This window comes from Kaistella sp. SH40-3, assembly GCF_030686865.1.
Taxonomy (GTDB): domain Bacteria; phylum Bacteroidota; class Bacteroidia; order Flavobacteriales; family Weeksellaceae; genus Kaistella.
This window is the reverse complement of record NZ_JAQYUS010000001.1, coordinates 730736-752938: the sequence shown is the minus strand read 5'-3', so window position 1 is coordinate 752938 and position 22203 is coordinate 730736. Positions and strand designations below refer to the sequence as shown.

The 22203-nt window shown below is 35.3% G+C and carries 24 protein-coding genes; 14 read left to right on the top strand and 10 right to left on the bottom strand.

The window, feature by feature from the left end; all coding sequences use genetic code 11:
- The first annotated feature begins 1 nt into the window (after position 1).
- Positions 2-1171 carry a glycosyltransferase gene (locus PUH65_RS03475; protein WP_305520350.1) on the top strand — a complete coding sequence of 390 codons (1170 nt, stop codon included), beginning with the start codon at positions 2-4 and terminating at the stop codon, positions 1169-1171.
- Complete coding sequence (locus tag PUH65_RS03470) at positions 1168-1728, top strand: DapH/DapD/GlmU-related protein (RefSeq protein WP_305520351.1); 561 nt, start codon at positions 1168-1170, stop codon at positions 1726-1728. The genes PUH65_RS03475 and PUH65_RS03470 overlap by 4 nt, the downstream gene beginning before the upstream one ends.
- A 47-nt stretch (positions 1729-1775) precedes the next feature.
- Here PUH65_RS03470 and PUH65_RS03465 read toward each other — a convergent pair whose 3' ends face one another.
- Positions 1776-2078, bottom strand: coding sequence for a DUF4298 domain-containing protein (locus PUH65_RS03465; RefSeq protein ID WP_305520352.1), 303 nt, complete (start codon positions 2076-2078; stop codon positions 1776-1778).
- An 80-nt stretch (positions 2079-2158) separates the two neighbouring features.
- Between PUH65_RS03465 and PUH65_RS03460 the strand changes: the two genes are divergently transcribed.
- Both PUH65_RS03460 and PUH65_RS03455 read left to right on the top strand, forming a co-directional pair.
- Positions 2159-3316 (top strand): glycosyltransferase, encoded by a 1158-nt coding sequence (locus tag PUH65_RS03460; protein WP_305520353.1) that lies wholly within the window; start codon positions 2159-2161, stop codon positions 3314-3316.
- A 19-nt stretch (positions 3317-3335) separates the two neighbouring features.
- Positions 3336-3890, top strand: a complete 555-nt coding sequence (locus PUH65_RS03455; RefSeq protein ID WP_305520354.1) for a serine acetyltransferase — start codon at positions 3336-3338, stop codon at positions 3888-3890.
- Here the strand turns inward: PUH65_RS03455 and PUH65_RS03450 are convergent.
- Complete coding sequence (locus PUH65_RS03450) at positions 3887-4987, bottom strand: Pnap_2097 family protein (RefSeq protein WP_305520355.1); 1101 nt, start codon at positions 4985-4987, stop codon at positions 3887-3889. The genes PUH65_RS03455 and PUH65_RS03450 overlap by 4 nt on opposite strands.
- A 146-nt stretch (positions 4988-5133) precedes the next feature.
- Here PUH65_RS03450 and PUH65_RS03445 point away from each other — a divergent pair, with 146 nt between their 5' ends.
- Complete coding sequence (locus PUH65_RS03445; RefSeq protein WP_305520356.1) at positions 5134-5814, top strand: carbonic anhydrase; 681 nt, start codon at positions 5134-5136, stop codon at positions 5812-5814.
- 21 nt (positions 5815-5835) lie between these two features.
- Here PUH65_RS03445 and pth read toward each other — a convergent pair whose 3' ends face one another.
- From pth to mfd, 3 genes are read right to left on the bottom strand one after another with little or no spacing between them, the layout of a single operon-like run.
- Positions 5836-6399 carry an aminoacyl-tRNA hydrolase gene (gene pth / locus PUH65_RS03440; RefSeq protein ID WP_305520357.1) on the bottom strand — a complete coding sequence of 188 codons (564 nt, stop codon included), beginning with the start codon at positions 6397-6399 and terminating at the stop codon, positions 5836-5838.
- A gap of 9 nt (positions 6400-6408) precedes the next feature.
- Positions 6409-7284 carry a hypothetical protein gene (locus PUH65_RS03435; protein ID WP_305520358.1) on the bottom strand — a complete coding sequence of 292 codons (876 nt, stop codon included), beginning with the start codon at positions 7282-7284 and terminating at the stop codon, positions 6409-6411.
- Positions 7285-7339: 55 nt separating this feature from the next.
- Positions 7340-10768, bottom strand: a complete 3429-nt coding sequence (gene mfd / locus PUH65_RS03430; RefSeq protein WP_305520359.1) for a transcription-repair coupling factor — start codon at positions 10766-10768, stop codon at positions 7340-7342.
- 264 nt (positions 10769-11032) lie between these two features.
- On the opposite strand from mfd, the gene PUH65_RS03425 reads away from it, so the two are divergent.
- From PUH65_RS03425 to PUH65_RS03405, 5 genes are all read left to right on the top strand, one after another.
- The gene (locus PUH65_RS03425) at positions 11033-11458 is read left to right on the top strand and encodes a hypothetical protein (protein WP_305520360.1); all 426 of its coding nucleotides are present in this window, start codon (positions 11033-11035) and stop codon (positions 11456-11458) included.
- A 225-nt stretch (positions 11459-11683) separates the two neighbouring features.
- Entirely contained in the window at positions 11684-11965 is a 282-nt protein-coding gene (locus PUH65_RS03420) for a hypothetical protein (protein ID WP_305520361.1), read from the top strand.
- 67 nt (positions 11966-12032) lie between these two features.
- Entirely contained in the window at positions 12033-12401 is a 369-nt protein-coding gene (locus PUH65_RS03415) for a hypothetical protein (RefSeq protein ID WP_305520362.1), read from the top strand.
- Positions 12401-13012: a hypothetical protein gene (locus PUH65_RS03410; protein ID WP_305520363.1), complete on the top strand. Its 612-nt coding sequence runs from the start codon at positions 12401-12403 to the stop codon at positions 13010-13012. The genes PUH65_RS03415 and PUH65_RS03410 overlap by 1 nt, the downstream gene beginning before the upstream one ends.
- 45 nt (positions 13013-13057) lie before the next feature.
- On the top strand, positions 13058-14557 hold the full coding sequence (locus PUH65_RS03405; protein ID WP_305520364.1) for a GH3 auxin-responsive promoter family protein: 1500 nt from the start codon (positions 13058-13060) through the stop codon (positions 14555-14557).
- A 3-nt stretch (positions 14558-14560) separates the two neighbouring features.
- Here the strand turns inward: PUH65_RS03405 and PUH65_RS03400 are convergent, their stop codons facing one another.
- Positions 14561-14899 (bottom strand): multidrug efflux SMR transporter, encoded by a 339-nt coding sequence (locus tag PUH65_RS03400; RefSeq protein WP_305520365.1) that lies wholly within the window; start codon positions 14897-14899, stop codon positions 14561-14563.
- Positions 14900-15111: 212 nt separating this feature from the next.
- On the opposite strand from PUH65_RS03400, the gene PUH65_RS03395 reads away from it, so the two are divergent.
- Positions 15112-16350 (top strand): MFS transporter, encoded by a 1239-nt coding sequence (locus PUH65_RS03395; RefSeq protein ID WP_305520366.1) that lies wholly within the window; start codon positions 15112-15114, stop codon positions 16348-16350.
- A gap of 207 nt (positions 16351-16557) precedes the next feature.
- Here the strand turns inward: PUH65_RS03395 and PUH65_RS03390 are convergent, their stop codons facing one another.
- The 4 genes from PUH65_RS03390 to PUH65_RS03375 are packed head-to-tail and all read right to left on the bottom strand — an operon-like array spanning position 16558 to position 19005.
- On the bottom strand, positions 16558-17232 hold the full coding sequence (locus PUH65_RS03390) for a T9SS type A sorting domain-containing protein (RefSeq protein WP_305520367.1): 675 nt from the start codon (positions 17230-17232) through the stop codon (positions 16558-16560).
- A gap of 13 nt (positions 17233-17245) precedes the next feature.
- Positions 17246-17824: a phage tail protein gene (locus PUH65_RS03385; RefSeq protein ID WP_305520368.1), complete on the bottom strand. Its 579-nt coding sequence runs from the start codon at positions 17822-17824 to the stop codon at positions 17246-17248.
- 35 nt (positions 17825-17859) lie between these two features.
- The gene (locus tag PUH65_RS03380; protein WP_305520369.1) at positions 17860-18438 is read right to left on the bottom strand and encodes a phage tail protein; all 579 of its coding nucleotides are present in this window, start codon (positions 18436-18438) and stop codon (positions 17860-17862) included.
- Positions 18439-18462: 24 nt separating this feature from the next.
- On the bottom strand, positions 18463-19005 hold the full coding sequence (locus PUH65_RS03375) for a phage tail protein (protein WP_305520370.1): 543 nt from the start codon (positions 19003-19005) through the stop codon (positions 18463-18465).
- A gap of 285 nt (positions 19006-19290) precedes the next feature.
- Between PUH65_RS03375 and dnaB the strand changes: the two genes are divergently transcribed.
- From dnaB to PUH65_RS03360, 3 genes are all read left to right on the top strand, one after another.
- Complete coding sequence (gene dnaB / locus PUH65_RS03370; RefSeq protein WP_305520371.1) at positions 19291-20886, top strand: replicative DNA helicase; 1596 nt, start codon at positions 19291-19293, stop codon at positions 20884-20886.
- A 2-nt stretch (positions 20887-20888) separates the two neighbouring features.
- The gene (gene rnhA / locus PUH65_RS03365) at positions 20889-21371 is read left to right on the top strand and encodes a ribonuclease HI (protein WP_305520372.1); all 483 of its coding nucleotides are present in this window, start codon (positions 20889-20891) and stop codon (positions 21369-21371) included.
- A gap of 190 nt (positions 21372-21561) precedes the next feature.
- Positions 21562-22191, top strand: coding sequence for an NAD(P)H-dependent oxidoreductase (locus tag PUH65_RS03360; protein WP_305520373.1), 630 nt, complete (start codon positions 21562-21564; stop codon positions 22189-22191).
- Positions 22192-22203 lie beyond the last annotated feature (12 nt).

Genomic DNA, 22203 nt, shown 5'->3' with positions numbered 1-22203 from the left:
AATGACTGCTTCTCCTAAAAAAATAAAAATCTTATTTCGCCACCGTTCCATGGAAATGGGCGGCGTAGAAAAAGTGATGTTAAGTCTTCTCAATAACATGGATCAGAATAAATTTGAAATGACCATTCTTTTAAATTTGAATCAGGGAGAATTGAGAAATGAATTTCCGGCACATGTTAGAAAAGTATATTTGACGGATGGTAAAGAAGATTTTTCTAAAAATATTTTGCTTCAAAAATTTCAACTTTTAAAAAGAAAAAATAAACTGGAAAAATTCAGAAAGAATCCGAAAATCATTGACAATGAGTACTTAAAAGAAGAATACGACATCGAAATCGCGATGACTTATAACGATTTCGAGTCGGTTTTAAATTCTTCCAATAAAAAATCAAAAAAAATCGGTTGGTTTCATTCTGAAATTAATGTTCCGAAATTGCAACCTTTAGTACCGGCAATCTTAAAGCATTTTCCGCAATTTGATTACATGATTTATTGTTCAGAAAAAATTCAGAACTTGCTGCATCAAGTGTATCCAAATCTTCAGTATCCAAAAGAAAGTGTGATTATTAATGCCATTCCGATTGAGGAAATCAAAAAGAAAGCCGAAGAAAAAATAACTGATTTACCTCAATCTCCCGTCTTTGTTTCTGTAGGTAGATTGCATACCAGAAAAGGATATCATAAGTTGATGGACGCTCACGCACAACTATTGAAAGAAGGTTTTGAACATTCCGTTGTTATCATTGGCGATGGTGAAGAATTAACAAATCTTTTGGGTCAACAGAAAAAACTGGGCGTTGATAAAACGCATCAATTTATTGGCAACAAAATGAATCCATATCCTTATATTAAAAATGCTGATTTTTTCATCATGCCGTCTGAATCCGAAGCCTGGCCATTGGTCATTGCAGAAGCATTAATTCTACAAAAACCAATCATTGCAACCAAAGTTGGTGATGTAGAAATGATGATTAAAGACGGAAAAACAGGCTATCTAATTGATTATACAACCGAAGAAATTTACAATGCAATGAGGGCGTTCATCACCAATGAAAAATTGATTTCAGAGTTAAAGGATAATTTGAAAACTATAGAAGACGATTTTGATAATCAAAAAATATTTTCTGCTATTGAAGAAATTATTTTAAATTTATACAAAGGTAACGCATGATTTATTTATACCGAATTATTTTAAAATTACACACTACTTACGAACGTTTTATACAGCACATTTATCTTCAAATTTGTCTGGCTAAAGGTTTGAAAGTAGGGAAAAATGTTCGCTTTGTAGAAGTTCCACAATTTGGGACAGAACCGTTTTTAATTGAAATTGGAGACGAAACTACCTTTTCAAATAACGTGCGGTTTGTAAATCATGATGGCGGACAAAACGCCCTGCACTTTCTGGAGAAATATAAAGATGTCAGAACTTTCGGTCGTATAAAAATCGGGAAACAATGTCTCATTGGAGCCGATACCATTATAATGCCCGGCGTTGAAATGCAGGACAATTGCATTTTGGGCGCAGGATCTATTTTGACAACCTCAACCAGAAAAGGGTCTGTTTATGCTGGAGTTCCTGCAAAATTCATCTGTACGATTGAAGAATACGGAGATAAATTACTGGCCAACAACGTAGTATATCCTCGTGAATTAGAAAAGGTTCGAAATAACTTAGATGATTATATTAAAGAAAATCTTCCTCATATTTACAAACCTGTAAAGTAATTTGCTAAAAAAGAATATGAAAATAAGGCCGATAAATTCTTAAAAGATTATTCCACACCTGCGACACCCAATTTGATCATTTTTATTAAAAGATCTTTTCTATTCCCATAAGTGTCGAAAACGGCATCCTCACTTAAAACACCACGTGGTAGATCTTGCGGAATAATTTTCAACCGGTCGTCTTCCAGGTCTTCTCCCCTTTCTTCACTGTTATAATAATTCATCAATTCGTTAAAATCTTGTTGATTCTGCTCCCACTTTTCGAGTAATTTTTCCATTTCTGAAATCAGGTCGTCGGTGCGGTTCAGAATATTTTCCATTTTGGTAATATTTTCAATACGTTTTTCCATTTTATATAATTTTAAAATTAAATATACGGATTACTTTTCTTAACTGACCCGCTTTATTATCTTTGTAGAAACACAATCCTTTGAAAAAGAAAATCCTCATCAGAATCGGTTCTTTGCGCCATGGCGGTGCAGAAAAAGTTTTGGTGACTTTTTTGAAAAACTTACCGGAAGACAAATGTGAAATCGATCTTTTATTGAATTTATATTCAGGGAAATATTTACCGGAAGTTCCGAATTGGATCAACGTTTTGTATTTGAATAAAGGGGAAATGATTACGACCAATCGTTTGCAAGATATTCCTGTAAAAGCCTTTCGCGTGATTTATCAGAAGATGTTAAAGATGTTTCCTTCTCTTCTTTATCAATTTATTTTAAAGGGTAAAAAGTACGATATCGAATTTGCGGCGATTCACGGTTTTCGCGACGAAATATTAAATTCCCCTTTAAAATCATCTAAAAAATTGATTTGGATTCATAATGATTTAAAGAAAACAGAACTATATCATTACACTGATGATGAAATCCGCAAGTTTTTTGGCTTTGATAAAATCATGGTGATTTCAGAAAAAATTCAGCAGGATTTTGAAATTTTAGCGAGAACTGAAAAGGAGAAAAATAAGATTGTTCGAATTTATAATCCTTTGGACACGGAAGAAATTTTGAAAAAGTCGGAACTCGAAAATCAAACCTCGAAACCCGAAACTCAAAACCCGCAACCAACTTTCGTTTCTGTTGGAACGGTTTTTCCCCAGAAAGGATTCGATCGATTATTGCGAGTTCACAAACGACTTTTTGAGGAAGGTTTCAAACACAGAATCCAAATTCTCGGTGATGGCTATGATTTTGAAAACATTAAAAAATTACAAAAAGATTTAGGCGTTTCTGAAACATCGACGCTTTTTGGATTCACCGATAATCCTTATCCCTTTATTAAAAATGCAGATATTTATATTTTAAGTTCCAGATATGAAGGTTTTCCGACCGTTTTATTTGAAGCAATTACGTTGAAAAAGAAAATTATTGCAACCGATGTTTCGGGTGTTCGGGAAATGTTAGCAGATGGAAAACTCGGATTAATCGTAGAAAATTCTGAAGACGGAATTTATGAAGGAATGAAAAAAGCACTTAAAAACCCTGATCGTTTTCAGCAATACGAAGAACATTTAAAAGATTACGAAATGCCTTTTAATCTGGAAAATTCAGTAAATTCAATCATTAAAATTTTAGACGAATTATAAATCATTTATCTTTGCCTCTATGTCTGAAAACTCTATTATTCAAAAAGATTTTTACCGCGAAAGTGGCGTGATGCTTTCAAAGTTTGAAATATTTAAAAAATGTTTCAATCCGAATTTGCATTTTATTTATCTTTTTAGAACGACTCAAAAACATCCGAAAAATACGATGTTAGGAAAATTCTGGCGTTTGATTTTGCGGCATTATCAAATTAAATATGGTTTTCAAATCTATCCCGAAACCCAGATTGGTGAAGGATTATATCTCGGACATTGGGGTTTGCTTGCCATTAATCCAAAAGTAATTATCGGTAAAAACTGCAATATTGCTCAAGGCGTAAGTATCGCCCAAGCCAATCGTGGCAAATATATTGGAACTCCCGTTATTGGTGATGAAGTCTGGATCGGACCAAATGCTGTAATTGTTGGCGGAATTACCATCGGAAATAATGTACTGATTGCGCCAAATGTTTATCTGGCAGAAGATGTTCCCGACAATTCTTTGGTCATTGGAAATCCTTGCAGAATTTTTAATATTCATAATGCTACTGAGGGTTACATTAACAATAAAGTTTAAAAAGTTCTTCTCTGTTTGATCGTAAAGATTCTGGCCATCATCATTCCATCTGATTTTCGGATGAGCGTGCTGCATAATTTCACTCTGTTTTCTGATAAGTTTTCTACGGAATTCAAAACATAAATTATTTTGTCGCGGGAATCACAGTTTGCATAATACATCACGTCTCGAAATAGCGTGAAATAATTTTCTTCCCACTTCAACTGTTCCTGGGAATTAAAGAATTGCAATTCACAGAAATCATTAATAATTGGATAAGACGCGAAATACAAAAGCCCAACGCCATTCAAATCATAATACGGATTTAAGGAATATTCAAACGTATATAATTGCTCGTCAGAGACATGGAAAATATAATCTTTGTAGAAAAAAGTTTTTAATTCATTCTTTTTGATCAACCGATACTCATTCCCAAAAACAGGAAATTGTGAATGTTGTTTGATTTCACAATCCTCTATTGTTGGTTGACTTTTCGCTAAACTTTTATTATCGCCAGTAGATTTCCGGACCGAAAAACTGGTCATCATATCGATTTTGATATTGTTATCGACGGACTGAAAATTAGTGTCGCTAAAAAACATTCCCATTCCAAAACGGGAAAGTTCGGCTTTAAATTCGAAAGGATTATTTTCTTTAAAATCGCTTAGATTTCCATTTCCGTCAATTCTAATTCTTACAAATGTGGCGTAAAGTCGGTTGCCTACATCATCTTTTAATTCAGAAGAAGAAGTTCCTAAACCTTCGCAAAGTAAATCCCAATGTAAACTTCCCGCTTCTTTAAATAGCCAGTTTTCCGAAAGTCCCTCCAAACACAATTGCGGCATATTGATAAAATTATGTTTTACATTGATGGGTTCTGTACTTGTTCTAACCGAGGTTTTCGCAGTTGTAAATCCTTCTCCATCACTGTAATTTAAAATATCTTGAAGATTACTGAACGCAAGCCATTCTTTATTAGGAATCATTTTGCCCAATCTATTTTCAACCTCCACGCGCAAGGAAACCAAATCAATACTGTCGATATTTAAATTCCGAAATTCATCAGCATAATTTTCTTCGGTAAGTGTGGGCAACAGTTTTTGGACAATCGTTTTCATTCAAATGTATTTACGTACAAAAATATCAATCTTTCTCTGAAGTCGCTTACATTTAGTACAAAAAACATATTTTTGTGTATCGAAAATTTCACTGTTCATTAATTAGCATTAATTGAACTTCAATAGTTACCAAATTCCATGTTTATATGAAAAAATCCTACGACGCTATTTTTGAAAATAATAGAAAATGGGTAGAATCGCAAGTTGCGGAAAATCCAGAGTTTTTTAAAAATTTATCACTTACCCAAACTCCAGATTTTCTGTACATCGGTTGCTCCGACAGTCGAGTTTCTGCAGAAGAAATGATGGGCATGAAACCAGGAGAACTCTTTGTTCATCGAAATATCGCCAATGTGGTAAATACTTTGGATATGAGCGCAACTGCCGTAATTCAGTATGCTGTGGAACATCTTCAGGTAAAACATATTATCGTTTGCGGACATTATGGTTGTGGTGGAATTAAAGCCGCAATGACGCCGGAAGATTTAGGTCTTTTGAATCCGTGGTTGAGAACGATTCGTGACGTTTACCGTTTGCATCAGTCAGAATTAGATGCGATTGCCGACGAGCAAAAACGCTACGACCGATTGGTAGAACTGAATGTTCAGGAACAGTGCATCAACGTTATTAAAATGGCTTGTGTGCAGGAAGAATATTTGGTTGATGAATATCCGATTGTGCATGGTTGGGTTTTCGATATGAAAACAGGAAAAATTATCGACCTAGAAATCGACTTTGAAAATATACTGAAAGACATTCAAAAAATTTACAACTTAACCAACTCAAATTGGGTAATGAGCAAACAGAAAAACAAAAATATGCAGTAAATTTAGAATAAAGAAAAAAACCTATTTACCATTAAAAGAGGTCATTGCATTCTGGATTCCGGCAAATACAAAAGACAAACAGGCTTTAGCAGACTTCTCGATTCGTTCGGGAAGTTTTTCTTTTTCTTCCCCTTCCCATTTTCCGAGAACATAATCAACTTGCTTTCCTTCGGAAAACTCAGCAGAAATCCCAAATCTTAAACGCGGATAATTCTGAGTTTGAAGTTGTTCCTGAATACTTTTCAATCCGTTGTGCCCTGCATCAGAACCTTTCATTTTCATTCTTAATGTTCCGAAAGGCAAAGACAAATCATCAGTTACGATCATTAAATTCTCTAAAGGAATATTTTCTTTCTGTACCCAAAATTTCACGGCATTTCCAGACAAATTCATGTACGTATCAGGTTTTAGAATAAAGACTTTTCTGCCTTTGTATTTCCCTTCTGCCATCAAACCAAAGTTGGAGGATTTAAAAGGTGCTTCAATAGTTTCGGCAATTTTCTCTGCAACTTTAAACCCAACATTATGCCGGGTTTCTGTATATTCTTCCCCTTTATTGCCGAGACCTACGATAAGGTATTTCATTTTAAAATCTTATTGATATTGAAATGTTAACGTTCCTAAATTATGATCAGCAACTGCTTTTGTTGGATAACCATCGTTATCATAAGTATAAACATAGGTCGCCGATTGGCCATCAACCGTAATTTTTCTATAGTTGTTCGCAGAAAAACCTGTCACCGCAGAACTTTCAAATCCGTAAAGTGAACTTATTATATTGTAAGTTTCAGGCAAAGTATTAAAAGGGTTTACTTTAGTGTCGTAGTCGCTAAGGTTACTTGTAATGACAATCGGGGGAATCGTAACTGGTGGCGTTGCAGGAAATATAGTAGAAAATTTCCAAGTGGAAATGTTATTTGATGTATAAGTGATATCGCTTTGTAAAGAAAACATATCGTAAGTAACAGTTGGATCTACACTATCCACCCCTACCATTTTAGATAAAATTTTCGATATTTTATTATTGGTATAACTCGCAGTTATGGTATTTTTAAAAGAGTTTCCGGTGTCTTCTTTACCCACTCCTCGCGCTTCAACAAATCGTCCATTATTATAGGTAATTGTAAAATTAGTCGTGGTTATTATAGAGCCGTCATTCTGTAAGATTTCTATTTTATTGATATTGTTGTTGTCATAGGACAAACTGTAAGAAATAGAGTTATCACTTGTTTGCACCTTGATCAATTTCCCCAGCCCATAAGTATAATTAAAAGTCACGATTTCACCGCTATCATCTTTTGAGGTTACCGATTTCAACTGCTTTACGACACCAGTTGTTCCACCTCCACCATTTTGATTTGGATTATTCACTCCAAAAAGCAAATCGCCATTTTCATCACGTCCCGGTTCGCAAGAGAACAGAATCACCAAACTGAAAACAAAACTTAGAAAACCTATAATTTTTTTCATTATTTAAAAACATTTGAGCAAAAGTACTCTTTTTTTAGAAATTATTTTTACTGAATTACGCTCCTAAAATCCTTTCCAAAACTGAATTCACCTCATCTACATTCTGCACATTTTCTTTGCGCATCATCAGTTGATTTCCCTCTTTACTGGTTTTCTCTTTCAAAGTCGCTTCTTTCGGATTTTTCGATAAGTAAGAAATGATATTCCTGAATTTTTCACTTTGATAGAATTTATCCTGAGGATTTGGCGGGAAATAACCGAGGAAAGTTCCGTTCTTCACTACGATTTTATCAAAACCAATATCAGCGGCAATCCATTTTAATTCGACAGATTTTAAAAGATTGATCGCTTCTGATGGCAATGCACCGAAACGGTCAATAAGTTCCAGTTCTAATTTATGCAGATCTTCTTTGTTTTCAATCTCTGCTAGTTTTTGATACAGTGACAATCGCTCTTCAATACTTTGAACATAGGAATCCGGCAACATCAATTCTAAATCGGTATCGATATTCACTTCTTTGGTTGACTTAAAGAGTTTTTTACGGTCTTCTTCATTATCAAATAAATCTTCGAATTCCTCATCATTCTGAAGTTCCTCAAGTGCTTCCTGCATGATTTTTTGGTAGGTATCAAAACCCATTTCATTGATGAAACCACTTTGTTCACCACCCAATAAATCTCCGGCACCACGAATTTCTAAATCCTTCATCGCAATCTGAAACCCACTTCCCAAATCAGAAAACTGTTCAATCGCTTCCAATCTTTTTCTGGCATCATTCGTTACCATATCAAATGGTGGCGTGATCAAATAACAAAATGCTTTCCTATTACTTCGTCCGACACGACCACGCATCTGGTGAACATCTGCCATTCCAAAACGTTGAGCATCATTGATGAAAATCGTATTCGCATTCGGAACATCAACTCCACTTTCAATAATCGTAGTAGAAACCAACACATCATATTTGCCTTCCATAAAATCAAGAACATTTCGTTCAAGTTGCTTTCCGTCCATCTGCCCGTGTCCTGTAATTACTTTAGCATCAGGAACTAATCGTTGAATTAAACCCGCGATATCTTTTAAATTTTCAATTCTATTATTAATGAAATAAACCTGTCCATCTCTTTGAAGTTCATACGAAATCGCATCCCGAATCATCTCCTCATCCCAACCAACAATCTGCGTTTCCACAGGTTGACGGTTTGGTGGTGGAGTTTTGATGACTGATAAATCCCTCGCCGCCATTAATGAAAATTGCAAAGTTCTCGGAATCGGTGTCGCAGTTAAGGTTAAAGTATCAACATTACTTTTAATGGTTTTCAATTTGTCCTTAACTGAAACTCCAAACTTATGTTCTTCATCAATAATTAAAAGTCCGAGATCTTTAAATTTCACCGAACTTCCCACCAATTGATGCGTTCCAATAACAATATCAATTTTACCGGATTTCAATCCTTCTAAAGTTTCTGCTTTTTGTTTTGCCGATCGGAAACGGTTCATATAAGAAATCGTCACCGGAAAATCTTTCAGTCGTTCTGTAAAACTTCGATAATGTTGAAATGCCAAAATCGTAGTCGGAACTAAAATTGCAACTTGTTTTCCATCGGTTGCGGCTTTAAATGCAGCTCTAATTGCAATCTCCGTTTTTCCGAAACCTACATCACCACAAATCAAACGATCCATTACGGTATCGTTTTCCATATCTGTTTTTACATCAACCGTCGCTTTTTCCTGATCGGGCGTATCTTCATAAATAAAACTGGCTTCCAGTTCATTTTGTAAATAAGAATCGGGTGTGAAGGCAAATCCTTTCGCAGTTTTTCGCTGTGCATATAAACGAATCAAGTCAAAAGCGATTTGTTTTACTTTGGCTTTTGTTTTCTGTTTTAAAGCTTTCCAGGCAGGAGAACCGAGTTTCGATAAAACAATTTCACGACCGTCTGGACCGTTATATTTTGAAATTTTATTTAAGGAATGAATACTTACATACAGCAAATCCCCATTTTTATAAGTTAGTTTAAAACATTCCTGAACTTTTCCATTATTGTTTACTTTTACCAAACCCATAAATTTTCCAATTCCATGGTCGATGTGTGTAATATAATCGCCGACTTTCATCTGCATTAAATCTTTCAGTGTAATCTGTTCTGATTTGGCAAAAGAGTTTTTGGCTTTAAATCTTTGGTAACGGTCAAAAATCTGGTGATCGGTGTAAACCGAAATTTTATAATCTAAATCTACAAAACCTTCGTGAAGCTCCGATTTAAAGGATTTAAACAAGAATTTTGATTGCTTCTCCGAAAGATTTTTTGCGTCGGTCTCATCCTCTGAAGAAGATAAAGAAGTTTGTTGCGAAATCAAATCTTCAAAAATCGATTCTAAACGCTCTTTCTGCTTCTCGGTAGAGAAAGAAATCCAGGTTTGGAAACCATCATTTTGTTTTTCCTCTAAATCTTCTAACAGGAGTTCAAACTTTTTATGAAAACTCGGCTGTGGCGTTTGATTCAATTGAATAATTTCGGCGTCGCTTCCTTTTACTTCTTGTAAAGTAAAATCGATCCACTCAAATTTATTGATGTCTGTGATGAAATCTTCCTCTGAAACAAATAAATCTTCCGGTTTCAAATGCCTGATTTCTGTACCTAAAGTTTCGAACTTCGTTTGTGCTTTCTCGTAAAAGTTTTTAATAAAATTAAAACCTACAAAAGCGTTTTTAGTAATTACAACTAAATCTTTCGGTGCTAAATCAAATAAAGAAACTTTGGTTCCCTGAGCAGAAAAATTCATATTAGAAACCAACTGAAATTCTTTAATCTTCTCTTTTGAAAGTTGAGTTTCAATATCAAAAGTCTTGATGCTTTCGACTTCATTTCCGAAAAAAGTAATTCGATAAGGCTCTTCATTAGAGTAGGAGAAAACATCTACAATTCCACCTCTCACTGAAAACTCGCCTGGTTCAGACACAAAATCGGTATGGTTAAAATTAAACTGATGAACCAATTCTTCGGTAAAATTAAAATCCAGTTGATCGCCTGTTTTAATCGTGTGAGAAATTGCTTTGAAATCATCTTTCTTCATCACCCTTTCCGCCAAAGAGGCAAAAGGCGCAATCATGACTCGAGGTTTTTTATCGTTATGAATTCTATTTAAAACTTCAGTTCTTAAAACCAAATTGGCATTCTGCGTTTTCTCAATTTGATAAGGCTCCAAATGTGTTGGCGGAAAATAAAGCACATTTTCCTTGCCCAATAAATCCTCTAATTCCGACGTAATATATAAAGCGTCCTCTTTATCATCGGTTAAAAACAGAAGCGATTTCTTTTTAATCAAAAACAATTCTGCGGCAAAAACTGTAGGAGAAGAACCTGCAAAAGACTTTACAGCAAGGTGTTTGTTATGATCGAGTTGCGTAAACAATTCCTTTCCAAATCCTAAATGTAGAAGTTGAGGTAGAAATGTTTCGGTGATGTTTTTTAACTGCATATAATATGATGACGGCTCAAATCGTCTTTAAAAATGAAAAGTCTGAAACGGCAAAAGCGATTTCGGGACTAATCCGAAATCGTTTGAAGGTGCAAATTTAGGGATTATTTTTTATCGGTATAAATTCAATTCGAGGATGTTTAAAGTTTCAATAAAATGGTAATTTTTATTAAATACTATTAAATTTTGCTAAAGTCTAGGCGCTAAAAAGCGGACGGCACAAAGTTTGAAAAATGTAGAAATTAATATTAAAAATAAAAAATTATGAGACAGACTAAATTAGAAAACAGAAAAAGTACAATCCAGCAAGCCTTAAAATTTCTTGGATTATTTGTCCTTGCAATCTCTCTATTTACGTTTACCTCTTGCAGAAGTGATGACGATCCGGTAGATAACGATTTTTTCGCTGGCACTTACAAAGGTGCGATTTCTTACAACGATGGATCCTCCACCATATCAAAAGATGATGGTAGCGTATTCGTAACTAAAATTGCCAGTGGGACGAAATACAATTTCCGTTTTTCTGATGGAATTCCTGATTTGAATGGTGTTGAGTTTAAAAAAGAAGGAGATAACGTTTTAGTGATGGTTGGCGGAACTGCTACTTCATACATTAGAATTGATAACAATGATTTAAAAATCCTTTACATCGCTGATGGTAAAACATGGACTGCAAACGGAAAAAGATAATTTTCATCACTTTTAAATACACAAACTGTTTCATTTCGGTGAAGCAGTTTTTTATTGAATAATTCTGATTTTGATTCGTATAAATATCTTTTATTAAAATTAAAAATCAAATAATAAAAGTGTACGTTAAAATTTGGTTAAAGTTAATGGTCAAGAATATTTAAGCACATAATTTGTTTATTTTTATTCATCTAAAACACAACAGAAACGTAAATATTAAAAAAAATGAAAAAATTATTATCAGCATTATCCGTGATTTTAGGACTCGGACTTGCAAGTGCACAACAGGTAGCGCCAAAAGAAACTGCAAAAATGACTCCTGTAAAAGCAACTAAAATGGAAACTGCAAAAAAAGCAGAAGTTGCAAAGCCGGCAATGGCAGCAAAACCCGTCGCAACAAATTCGGCAGTGAAAATGAAAAAAGACGGAACACCGGACAAAAGATATAAAGCAAACCAACATTTGAAAAAAGACGGAACACCGGATAAGAGATATAAAACAAAATAAAACAGATTTTAATCTGATCTGCCTCGGAAGTTATTTCGAGGCTATTTTATATCTTTAAGAAAAAATTATGAGACTTTTTTTTACAGTTATAACTCTATTTTTACTCAGCGTTTTTGTGGGTTGTAATTCTGAAAACCGCGATAATTCCCGCGCTTACGTGGAAGGAAAGATTACCGGAAACCAACTGGATTATAATGAGATTACAGTTTTCCTGAAAAGCGACGGTAAAAACATTGCCGAAGCAATTCCAACCGGCTCAGGAACATTCATATTATCCGGACCCTTACTTTCCGACTCATTTTCTTTGGTTTTAAATAAAAAAGTAAAGTCGTTTACCGCTTCGAAATCGGGTTGTAAACTTTCGACAGATGCTTTAGAAATTATGATTCCGACAGGAACAAGTTATATTACTTTTAACGAAATAATCCTGGAATAATGAGAATTAAACTTCTACTGTTTTTAGTATTTCCAATTTTATTTTTCGGTCAGAAAAAGAAAAACGGACTCGATGTTGTTTCCAATATTGAGGTGAAAATGATTGCGATGAAACCTATTGGTAATAACCATTTAGCGAAATTACTCATGCCTTTCTACGGATTCGGATTCGGCGGAAACTTAATGACACCAATCAATTTCGGAGTTGGTTTAGATTATAACGTTCTCTTTTCTAATGTAAAATACGGCGAACAGAACCGCTACGGAAATATCGGCTCACCAACCATTACCAACATCGATGTTTATCTGACGCATCGCGAAATGATATCCGAAGATTTCTCTGTAGAGGAAATGGCAGGTTTTAGTTTTTATCGGCAAACGAACTTATTAGTCGATGCAAAAAGTCAAAAAATAAAAGACAACGCCACCGGTTTTAACCTTGGTGGAAAAGCCTTATATACATTAGACCGCGAGGGTTATCAACAGGTATTTATTGCAGGGAAAGTTAATTTTTATTTTAATAATATTTATAATGAAAATCCTGCAGTCCAAAAATTTTATAACCGCTCTACTTTCTTAAGTTTAAATGTAGGTTATCGGTATAACTTTTAAAGTAATTCTGAAATAGGATTGATGAAAATGCTTTAAATTTGCCTTATGATCAATTTCATTAAGAAAAACATCGCTTTAATCTGGGCAAAAAAACATGTTAAAGAAACCCAGTCTTTTAAACAAAATGCCGTAAAAGATCAGGAAAACCTTTTAATTTCTCTGGTGCAAACTGCCGAAAAAACTTTATTTGGGCGAACCCATCAATTCGAAAATATAAAGAGTATTCAAGACTTCCAGGCGCAAGTTCCAGTTGCAGATTACGAAGATTTGAAACCTTATATTGAAAAAGTAAAAAAAGGTCAAAGACAAATTCTCTGGACGGATACTCCGGAATATTTTGCCAAAACTTCTGGTACGACTTCCGGCTCAAAATACATCCCAATTTCAAAAGAAGGAATGCCTTACCAAATCGCTGCCGCGCAAAGTGCGATCTTTCATTATATCGCTCAAAAAAACAATGCTGATTTTGTAAATGGCAAAATGATCTTCTTACAGGGAAGTCCGGAATTAGATGAGATCAACGGTATAAAAACCGGAAGACTTTCGGGAATTGTGGCGCATCACATTCCATCTTACTTACAGAAAAACCGTTTGCCGAGTTTAGAAACCAACCTCATCGAAGATTGGGAAACGAAAGTTGGCGCCATTGTAAAGGAAACCGAAAAAGAAAACATGACTTTGATTTCGGGAATTCCACCTTGGTTGATTATGTATTTTGAAAAACTTATTGAACGAAACGGTAAAAAAATAACGGAACTTTTTCCTAATCTTCAACTCATCATTACGGGCGGCGTTAATTACGAACCTTACCGCGAAAAGATGAATGAACTTCTGGGAAAACCCGTTGACACTTTGCAGACCTTTCCGGCGAGTGAAGGTTTTTTTGCCTTTCAAGATAATTTTGAAAAAGAAGGATTATTACTTTTGACCAATCACGGAATTTTCTATGAATTTATTCCACTTGAAGAATATGGAAAACCTGAAGCGAAAAGATTGACTTTAAAAGATGTAGAACTTCATAAAGATTACGCTTTAATTTTAACGACCAATTCTGGACTTTGGGCTTATTCCATCGGCGATGTTGTACGGTTTATTTCTAAAGATCCTTATCGAATTTTGGTATCTGGAAGAACCAAACATTTCACCTCTGCGTTTGGTGAACACGTGATTGCCTTTGAAGTTGAAGAAGCCTTAAAAGCAACAGTCGAAAAATTTCCGGCACAAATCACGGAGTTTCATTTGGCACCACAAGTTAATCCAGCAGAAGGATTGCCTTATCATGAATGGTTTATCGAGTTTGAAAAAGAACCTGAAGATCTGGAAAACTTTAGAAAAAATCTGGATGATGAAATGCGGAAAAGAAATACCTATTACAATGATTTAGTTTCTGGAAATATCTTGCAGCCTTTACTTATAACCCATTTAAAGAAAAATGCATTTCAGGATTATGCCAAATCTGAAGGAAAATTAGGTGGACAAAATAAAATTCCACGTTTGGCAAACGATAGAAAAATTGGTGATTTCTTAGAAAATTTGAAGAAGTAATTTTTAATTTGAAACTACCTTCAACCCAATCACAGAAGCGATTAAAGTAAAAACAAAAAACATCCGCCAAAAAGTAGCAGGCTCATTAAAAATAAAGATCCCCATAAAAACCGCACCTACTGCGCCAATTCCTGTCCAGACCGCATAAGCCGTTCCGATTGGAATCGGACTTGCTCCCACAGAAATTGCTTTGTACAATAAAAACATACTCAAGAAAAGTGAAATCACAAAACCCACCCACCAGAAATAACTTTCCTTTCCTGTGCTTTCCTGCGCTTTTCCGAGACAAGTGGCAAATCCGGTTTCAAATAAGCCACCGATAATTAGTAAAATCCAATTCATTTTTCAAAGATAATTTTTTTAATTAAAATTAATGATGAGATAAAAAGCCACGAATGCACGAATAAAAAACAAAAAGAATTCCCATCTGAAACTAGCAAACTCACTGAAAGAGAAAAACATCACAAAGCCAATTCATGCACTCAGGGCAAAAATAATTAAATCCATCTGCTGATTTTGAAGTGTTTTTCAAATCTAAAATTTACTTTTGCAAAATGATTTCTCTGCAACCCCTTCAAACTCTTAAAATCCCCGAATTCCGAAACCTCATGACAGGTCGTTTTTTTCTGATTTTATCTTTCAGAATGCTGGCAACCTTACTGGGTTGGTGGGTTTATCAATTAACTAAAGACCCTTTCGCCATTGGTTTAATTGGTTTAGCAGAAGTAATTCCAGCAGTTTCAACGGCACTTTATGCAGGTCACGTTATCGATAATTCCGAGAAGAAACGACTCTTACTTATTTGTAATTATGCGTATGTTGCACTTATTGCTTTGCTTGCAATTCCGGCATTTTTCGGACACCAACTTTTACACTTCAGCAACCTTCAAATTTCCTATTATATTTATGGCGTCATCTTTTTTACAGGATTTTGCCGCGCATTTATAGGGCCGATTATACCATCAATGATTCCCAAAATCGTATCGAGAGAGACACTTCCTAACGCGATTACATTGAACCAGGCAACATTTCTTACCGCCTCGGTTTCTGGTCACGCCTTGGGCGGATTCTTAATTCACTGGATTGATATTTCCGGAACCATTCTCGTTATTGTGGGCTTAATGATTTCCTCTTCGCTTTTTTTCTGGGCTCTCAACAAACATCCTTCAGAAAACAGCGACCGAACAATGGGCGTAATGAAAAGTATGCGCGAAGGACTGGCCTATATTTATAAAACCAAAGAAATTTTGGGCGCTCTTTTTCTGGATATGTTCGCCGTACTTTTTGGTGGCGCCATTGCAATGATTCCTGTTTTCGCCACAGACATTTTAAAGGTCGGCTCTGAAGGTTTTGGTTTACTCAATGCAGCCTCAGATATTGGTTCTATGTGCATTATCATGTTTCTGGCCTTTGTCCCTTTAAAGAAAAATCAGGGGAAAATTCTACTGGTTGCCGTCGCAGGTTTCGGACTATGCATTATCGGTTTCGGCTTATCGCAACTCTATTGGCTTTCATTTTTCTTACTGGTTGCAAGTGGAATGCTGGACGGAATTTCCGTGGTCATCCGTGGAACAATTGTTCAGTTAAAAACACCCGATCATATTCGTGGCCGCGTTTTAAGCGTGAATTCAATCTTCATTATGTCGAGCAATGAAATGGGACAGTTCGAAAGTGGTGTTGCAGCAAAACTTCTGGGCGTGGTTCGCTCTGTAGTTTTTGGCGGAACCATGACGGTTTTAATTGCGCTTTTAGTTGGCACCACCGTTCCGAAACTTCGCAAAATGAACTATTAATTTTTTAGGAGCATTAAAGGTATCGCTTTTTACCAAACCAGTCCGGCTCTTCATTGCAATCTTTTTTCACCTTTGTGCAAGGTAAAAAAAAGGATTTCCATTACGATCCGGGCTAAAAAGCACCACAGACGTTTTTATTCCAAATTTTAAATAAAAAAAACTCACAGCCTTTTAAACTGTGAGTTATTATTTAAATTTAAAACCTGATTATTTCTTAATAAATTTCACAGATTTTGTTTCGTTAAGAGTATTAATTTTCAGGACATAAACTCCTGCATTAAGGTTAGAAAGATTAATTTTATTTAAGTTCCCTGTAAAACTTCTAACCAAATCACCTGATGAAGAAAAAACCTCGAGTGATTTGATCACAAAATCTCCTTTTATATTTAAAAAGTTTTCAACAGGATTTGGGAAAATCATCATTTCTGATTTTGTAAAATCAACAGTATTTAGGACGGTATCTTGTAAGTCTCCAACCAATGTTGCATTAGTACTGGACAAATTTCCGCCACAAATTGAGTTGGTTACCGCTATGTTTTCAACCCAAGTTCCTACCTTTAAACTTGGCGGTTTTTGAATTGTTGCTGTTTCATTATAAAACATAACATAAGGCGCAGTAAAAGTCCCCTCACCTTCATCGGCTAAAAACTCCCATCTACTTGCGGAATCGTTCCATAGTAATTTAAATTCACAAGAACCAAGACCACTGCACGCTTGCCCATCAACTGGTGTTGTGATATAAATGCCTCTACCAGTAACATCAGTTTCTGTTTTATTAAATATAAAGTCTTGCGCATCAAACAAAGGGACACATCCCTGAAATGTAATTGTTTGGCTTTGTGCAAAAGTTGAGAAGAGTATAAAAAATAGTATTTTTTTCATAATAATTGTTTTTTTATTGACGTGGTGGAAAAATTCCCTGTAAAGCAATAATGAAATTCACCGTTACATAGGGTTGCAAATTATTAATTGGCTGGTTTCCTCCAGTTGAATTCAACATGGTGTAGTTATAAGTTGTATTTGGTACGCTGTCCGAATATTCCTTATCCAAAAGTTTTGTAGTTGCAGGAAAATTTCCTGTTGGCGAACTTTGGTTTGCATTAGAAGTAACAGCCCTTACCCCATGAGTATGAGTTGGCAGTTGATCTACTGTTAAATTAATTATTTCAGAGCCTCCATTCTCTCCAATAGTTTTATTTGTTAATCCTGAACCCGTTCCAAAAGAAACAGGTGTTCTTCCCCTCAAATCTGGTAAAGCGAAATTGGTCATTCCATTTCCACCATACATTGTTCCGAGCAAAGAAAACAATGCCGTGTTTTGAGCTATTGGCAATACTTGACCATTGCATAGTGCCCATCCTTCTGGTGCAAAATTACCTGCAAACATTCGAATTTCTCCTACAAATTGATCCTGTGAATACAATTTGAAATTCACAGATAAGATAAATATTAATAATAAAATATATTTTTTCATGTTTTAAAATTTAATGGTTACTTTTTTTCCAACAATTAATTCCGCGGAGGATAAATTCCCGATATTGCGATAATAAAAGTTACAGTATTAGTAGGCGCTTTAATCGAAAACGCTTGCCCACCACCAGTATAACCTATCATTGCAGCATTCATTGTAGTATCCGCTGCGGATGTTGAGTATTCTTTATCTAAGTTTTTTGTATTTGCTGGTAAATTTCCGGCTGGTGAATTTTGATTTCCTTCTACAGTCACTGCAGTCACTTGATGACTGTGAGTAGGCATTTGGGAGATCGAAATCGTTGCGGTTTCAGATCCTCCCGTTTGTCCTAATGAATAATCACTTAAACCAGGACCTTGCCCAAAATGAACAGGCACTTTTCCCCTAAAGTCCGGCAAAGCAAAATTAGATTGCCCATTTCCGCCGTAAGTAGTTCCTAACAAAGAAAACAATGCTTGGTTTTGATTAATTGGTAAGATTTGACCATTACAGAGTGCCCAGCCTTTTGGAGGGAAATTACCCGCAAACATTCGAATTTCTCCCAAGTATTGTTCTTGTGAATATAATTTGAAATTTGAACATAAGATTAATATGAGAATTGAAATATATTTTTTCATAGGAATAATTTTAAATAGGTAATTTTAATTTTGAGAAGGATAAATACCGTAAAGTGAAATAATAAAGTTTACTGTAAGATAAGGTTTCAAAAGATCTACTGGCTGGCTTTGACCAGTAGTACGAATCATAGTACCGCTCATGGAAGTATTAGAAGTGGCTGAATCGGAATACCCTTTATCCCATAGTTTTGTATCTGCTGGGAGATTTCCTGTAGGGGAATTTTGAGTACCCGTTGCTTTTACAGCATTTACACTATGGTTATGATTAGGTATTTGACTCTGTGTTAAAATTACATTTTCACTACCAGAAACTTGTCCAACAACAGAATTGGAACCCTGACCAAGCGGCATACGTCCACGTAAATCAGGAACAGCGAAAGTCTGTTGACCGTCTCCACCATAAGTAGTTCCAATAATGGTAAAAAGAGTTTCATATTCAGCAATGCTCAACAAAGAACCGTCGCAAAAAGCCCAACCAGCTGGCGCAAAATTACCCGCAAACATTCTAATTTCTCCAACGTATGGAGTTTGAGCATGAAGTTTAATGCTTGATAATGTGAGCAGCAAGAAAAAAATAAATAGTTTTTTCATATTTTAAAAGTTTTGTTAAAGGTAAAAATAAATTTAATGAAATAATTAAAATTTTTATATATTTATCCCTATTTAGATAAAATATACTATCCAAAACAAAAAATACAAGGCATTATTAAAGTTAGATTACTTATTCAAACAAAAATGATGAATTGTTGATAACACACTATCATAAACTACTAACCACCAGCAACTTAAATAGTTTGCATTTCTTTTCTAACAATATCCTTTATTAAATTTTATTAAATTTATCTTTGCACTATGGCACAAAAGGAAACATTATCTTCATTAATTCATGGTAATTTCGCTAAGGAACTTTCTATTTCCGATGGCAAAATGCCCCCAAACGCAATAGAATTCGAGAAACTTGTTATAGGAACTTTTTTAATTGATAAAAAAGGTTTGGATTATTCCATCGATTTATTAACCGCCGACGTTTTTTACGATCCCAGACATCAGGAAATTTTCCGTGCAATTGTAAAATTGTTCGAGGGCAATCATCCGGTGGATTTAATGACCGTCATTCAGGAATTAAAGAAAACCGATAAATTAGCACTTGCAGGCGGTGATCATTATATCATCGATTTAACAATGGGTGTTTCTTCCAGTGCACATATTGAATATCACGTTCGGGTAATTTTAGAGAAATTTATTTTAAGAAGTTTAATTAATGTTTCCGCAAACGTAATCGACAGTTCTTACAAAGAATCTACCGACGTTTTCGAACTGCTGGATAAGGCCGAACAGTCTTTTTTCGAAATCACCAACGGAACCATTAAAAAAGGTTTCGACACTGCAAATACTTTGGTTACTCAAGCTATTGAAACCATTAAAGCCTTAAAAGACAAAGAAGGAATTTCCGGTATTCCCTCCGGATTTAAAGATATTGACAAAGAAACTGGAGGCTGGCAAAATTCAGATTTAATTATTATTGCAGCACGTCCGGCGATGGGTAAAACTGCGTTCTTACTTTCTATGGCGAGAAATATTGCCGTAGAACATAATATTCCAATGGCTTTATTCTCTCTGGAGATGGCTTCGGTGCAGTTAATCACCAGAATGATCGCATCTGAAACTGGGATCTCTTCTGAGAAATTACGTAAAGGTCAAATGTCTGATGAAGAATGGCAACGCTTATTCTCAAACGTATCTGCTTTAGAAAACGCTCCCTTATATATTGATGAAACTCCGTCCCTTTCTGTATTTGACTTCCGTGCAAAATGCCGAAGACTGGTAATGCAACATGGAGTAAAAATCATCATGGTGGATTATCTTCAATTGATGACAGCGAATTCCGGAAAAGGTGGCGCAGGAAACCGTGAGCAGGAAATCGCAATGATTTCCCGTTCTCTAAAAGCGATTGCAAAAGAACTGAACGTTCCTGTTATAGCACTTTCTCAACTTTCCAGAAGTGTGGAAACCAGACCAGGAAAAAGACCAATGCTTTCTGACCTTCGGGAATCCGGAGCGATTGAGCAGGATGCCGATATTGTTTCCTTCATTTTCCGACCAGAGTATTATAAAATTACAACCTGGGACAATGATGAAGACGGCGGTGAATCATCAACCGAAAATCAGGCAGAATTAATTATTGCAAAACACCGTAACGGTGCTACTGCAGACGTAAGAATGTCCTTCTATAAAAATATTGCAAAATTTGCCGACCTCGATTTATTCGGTGGCGGCGGCGGATATGGTTATCAATCTTCTAATTTCGGTCAACCAGATACTCCCGGCGGTTTTGAAAAAATCAAAACGACCATCGATCCAGGTGCTGCTTTTGATTTGCCAAGCAATCAAAACCTTTCCGGTTCTTCGATGAACGATTTAGATGACGATGATGATTTTCAATTTTAGGAATGAGTCTTAGAATAGAAATTTATACCGACGGTGCCTGTAGTGGCAATCCCGGAAAAGGCGGTTACGGAATCGTAATGAAAGTCCCGGAAAAGAATTACGAAAAAAGATATTCTCAAGGTTTTCGCCTCACAACCAATAACCGCATGGAATTATTGGCGGTAATAACGGCTTTAGAAAAACTGAAATCTACCGAAAACGATATTCACATTTTCACCGACAGTAAATATGTTTCCGATGCCATCAATCAGAAATGGATTTATGGCTGGATTAAAAAAGGTTTTAAAAATGTAAAAAATCCTGATTTGTGGAAGAGGATGGTTCCTTTAATTAAAGCGCACAAAACTACTTTTCATTGGGTAAAAGGTCACGCCGGACATCTGGAAAATGAAATCTGTGATCAACTTGCTGTAAAAGCAGCACAAACAGAACCTCTTCTTATCGACGAGTTTTTCGAAAAACAGCAGAACGGCGGACTTTTTTGATGGTCAATTTGCTTCGTATAAATTTGCCTCGCAGCGAATGGTCAATTTGCGTTGCTGTGAATAGTCAATTTTTAAAATTGATTTATATAAATCCACCATTCACTTATTCACTCAAAGAAAATTCACCTTTAGAAATTCAGTCGAAGAAATTCATCTTCCAAACTTCAAGTCATTTATTTATCTTTGTTAGATGAATTACCTCGAGGCACTGAACAAAAGATATTCGGTTAAGAAATTTGATCCTGAAAAAAATGTTTCCACGGAAGCGCTTCATAATATTCTTGAAGCAGCGAGACTTTCCGCAAGTTCCTTGGGATTGCAACCTTATCGAATCATCATTATACAAAATTCGGAAATGAAGGAAAAATTAATTCCGGCATTTTACAATCCATCCCAAATTTCGACGTGTTCGCACTTAATCGTTATTGTTTCGAAAAACAGTATTGGAAGTGAATACATTAGTAATTACTTTAGTCATATTTCCGAAACGAGAGAAGTTCCTTTGGAAAGTTTAAATCCTTTTAAAGAAAGCATTAACAAACATATTCAGCATTTAAATTCAGAAGAAGTAATGATTTGGGCTGATAAACAAAGTTATATTGTTTTGGGAAACCTGATGTTCGCCGCGGCTTTAGAAAATGTTGATACTTGTCCCATGGAAGGATTTAAGCAAAAAACAATTGACGAAATTCTGGGACTGGATTCAGAAAAAGAAAGAGTTGCAGTGACTTTAGCCCTTGGTTACCGCTCTGAAGAAGATGCGTTTCAGAAATTAAAAAAAGTGAGAAAACCGAATGATAAACTGTTTAAATTTATTTAATTAAAGTTTGAA

Excerpts from the sequence above, each read along its gene's own strand:
- PUH65_RS03475 (WP_305520350.1), top strand. The coding sequence starts at position 2 with ATGACTGCTTCTCCTAAAAAAATAAAAATCTTATTTCGCCACCGTTCC.
- PUH65_RS03470 (WP_305520351.1), top strand. The coding sequence starts at position 1,168 with ATGATTTATTTATACCGAATTATTTTAAAATTACACACTACTTACGAA.
- PUH65_RS03465 (WP_305520352.1), bottom strand. The coding sequence starts at position 2,078 with ATGGAAAAACGTATTGAAAATATTACCAAAATGGAAAATATTCTGAAC.
- PUH65_RS03455 (WP_305520354.1), top strand. The coding sequence starts at position 3,336 with ATGTCTGAAAACTCTATTATTCAAAAAGATTTTTACCGCGAAAGTGGC.
- PUH65_RS03450 (WP_305520355.1), bottom strand. The coding sequence starts at position 4,987 with ATGAAAACGATTGTCCAAAAACTGTTGCCCACACTTACCGAAGAAAAT.
- PUH65_RS03445 (WP_305520356.1), top strand. The coding sequence starts at position 5,134 with ATGAAAAAATCCTACGACGCTATTTTTGAAAATAATAGAAAATGGGTA.
- pth (WP_305520357.1), bottom strand. The coding sequence starts at position 6,399 with ATGAAATACCTTATCGTAGGTCTCGGCAATAAAGGGGAAGAATATACA.
- PUH65_RS03435 (WP_305520358.1), bottom strand. The coding sequence starts at position 7,284 with ATGAAAAAAATTATAGGTTTTCTAAGTTTTGTTTTCAGTTTGGTGATT.
- mfd (WP_305520359.1), bottom strand. The coding sequence starts at position 10,768 with ATGCAGTTAAAAAACATCACCGAAACATTTCTACCTCAACTTCTACAT.
- PUH65_RS03425 (WP_305520360.1), top strand. The coding sequence starts at position 11,033 with ATGAGACAGACTAAATTAGAAAACAGAAAAAGTACAATCCAGCAAGCC.
- PUH65_RS03420 (WP_305520361.1), top strand. The coding sequence starts at position 11,684 with ATGAAAAAATTATTATCAGCATTATCCGTGATTTTAGGACTCGGACTT.
- PUH65_RS03415 (WP_305520362.1), top strand. The coding sequence starts at position 12,033 with ATGAGACTTTTTTTTACAGTTATAACTCTATTTTTACTCAGCGTTTTT.
- PUH65_RS03410 (WP_305520363.1), top strand. The coding sequence starts at position 12,401 with ATGAGAATTAAACTTCTACTGTTTTTAGTATTTCCAATTTTATTTTTC.
- PUH65_RS03405 (WP_305520364.1), top strand. The coding sequence starts at position 13,058 with ATGATCAATTTCATTAAGAAAAACATCGCTTTAATCTGGGCAAAAAAA.
- PUH65_RS03400 (WP_305520365.1), bottom strand. The coding sequence starts at position 14,899 with ATGAATTGGATTTTACTAATTATCGGTGGCTTATTTGAAACCGGATTT.
- PUH65_RS03395 (WP_305520366.1), top strand. The coding sequence starts at position 15,112 with ATGATTTCTCTGCAACCCCTTCAAACTCTTAAAATCCCCGAATTCCGA.
- PUH65_RS03390 (WP_305520367.1), bottom strand. The coding sequence starts at position 17,232 with ATGAAAAAAATACTATTTTTTATACTCTTCTCAACTTTTGCACAAAGC.
- PUH65_RS03385 (WP_305520368.1), bottom strand. The coding sequence starts at position 17,824 with ATGAAAAAATATATTTTATTATTAATATTTATCTTATCTGTGAATTTC.
- PUH65_RS03380 (WP_305520369.1), bottom strand. The coding sequence starts at position 18,438 with ATGAAAAAATATATTTCAATTCTCATATTAATCTTATGTTCAAATTTC.
- dnaB (WP_305520371.1), top strand. The coding sequence starts at position 19,291 with ATGGCACAAAAGGAAACATTATCTTCATTAATTCATGGTAATTTCGCT.
- rnhA (WP_305520372.1), top strand. The coding sequence starts at position 20,889 with ATGAGTCTTAGAATAGAAATTTATACCGACGGTGCCTGTAGTGGCAAT.
- PUH65_RS03360 (WP_305520373.1), top strand. The coding sequence starts at position 21,562 with ATGAATTACCTCGAGGCACTGAACAAAAGATATTCGGTTAAGAAATTT.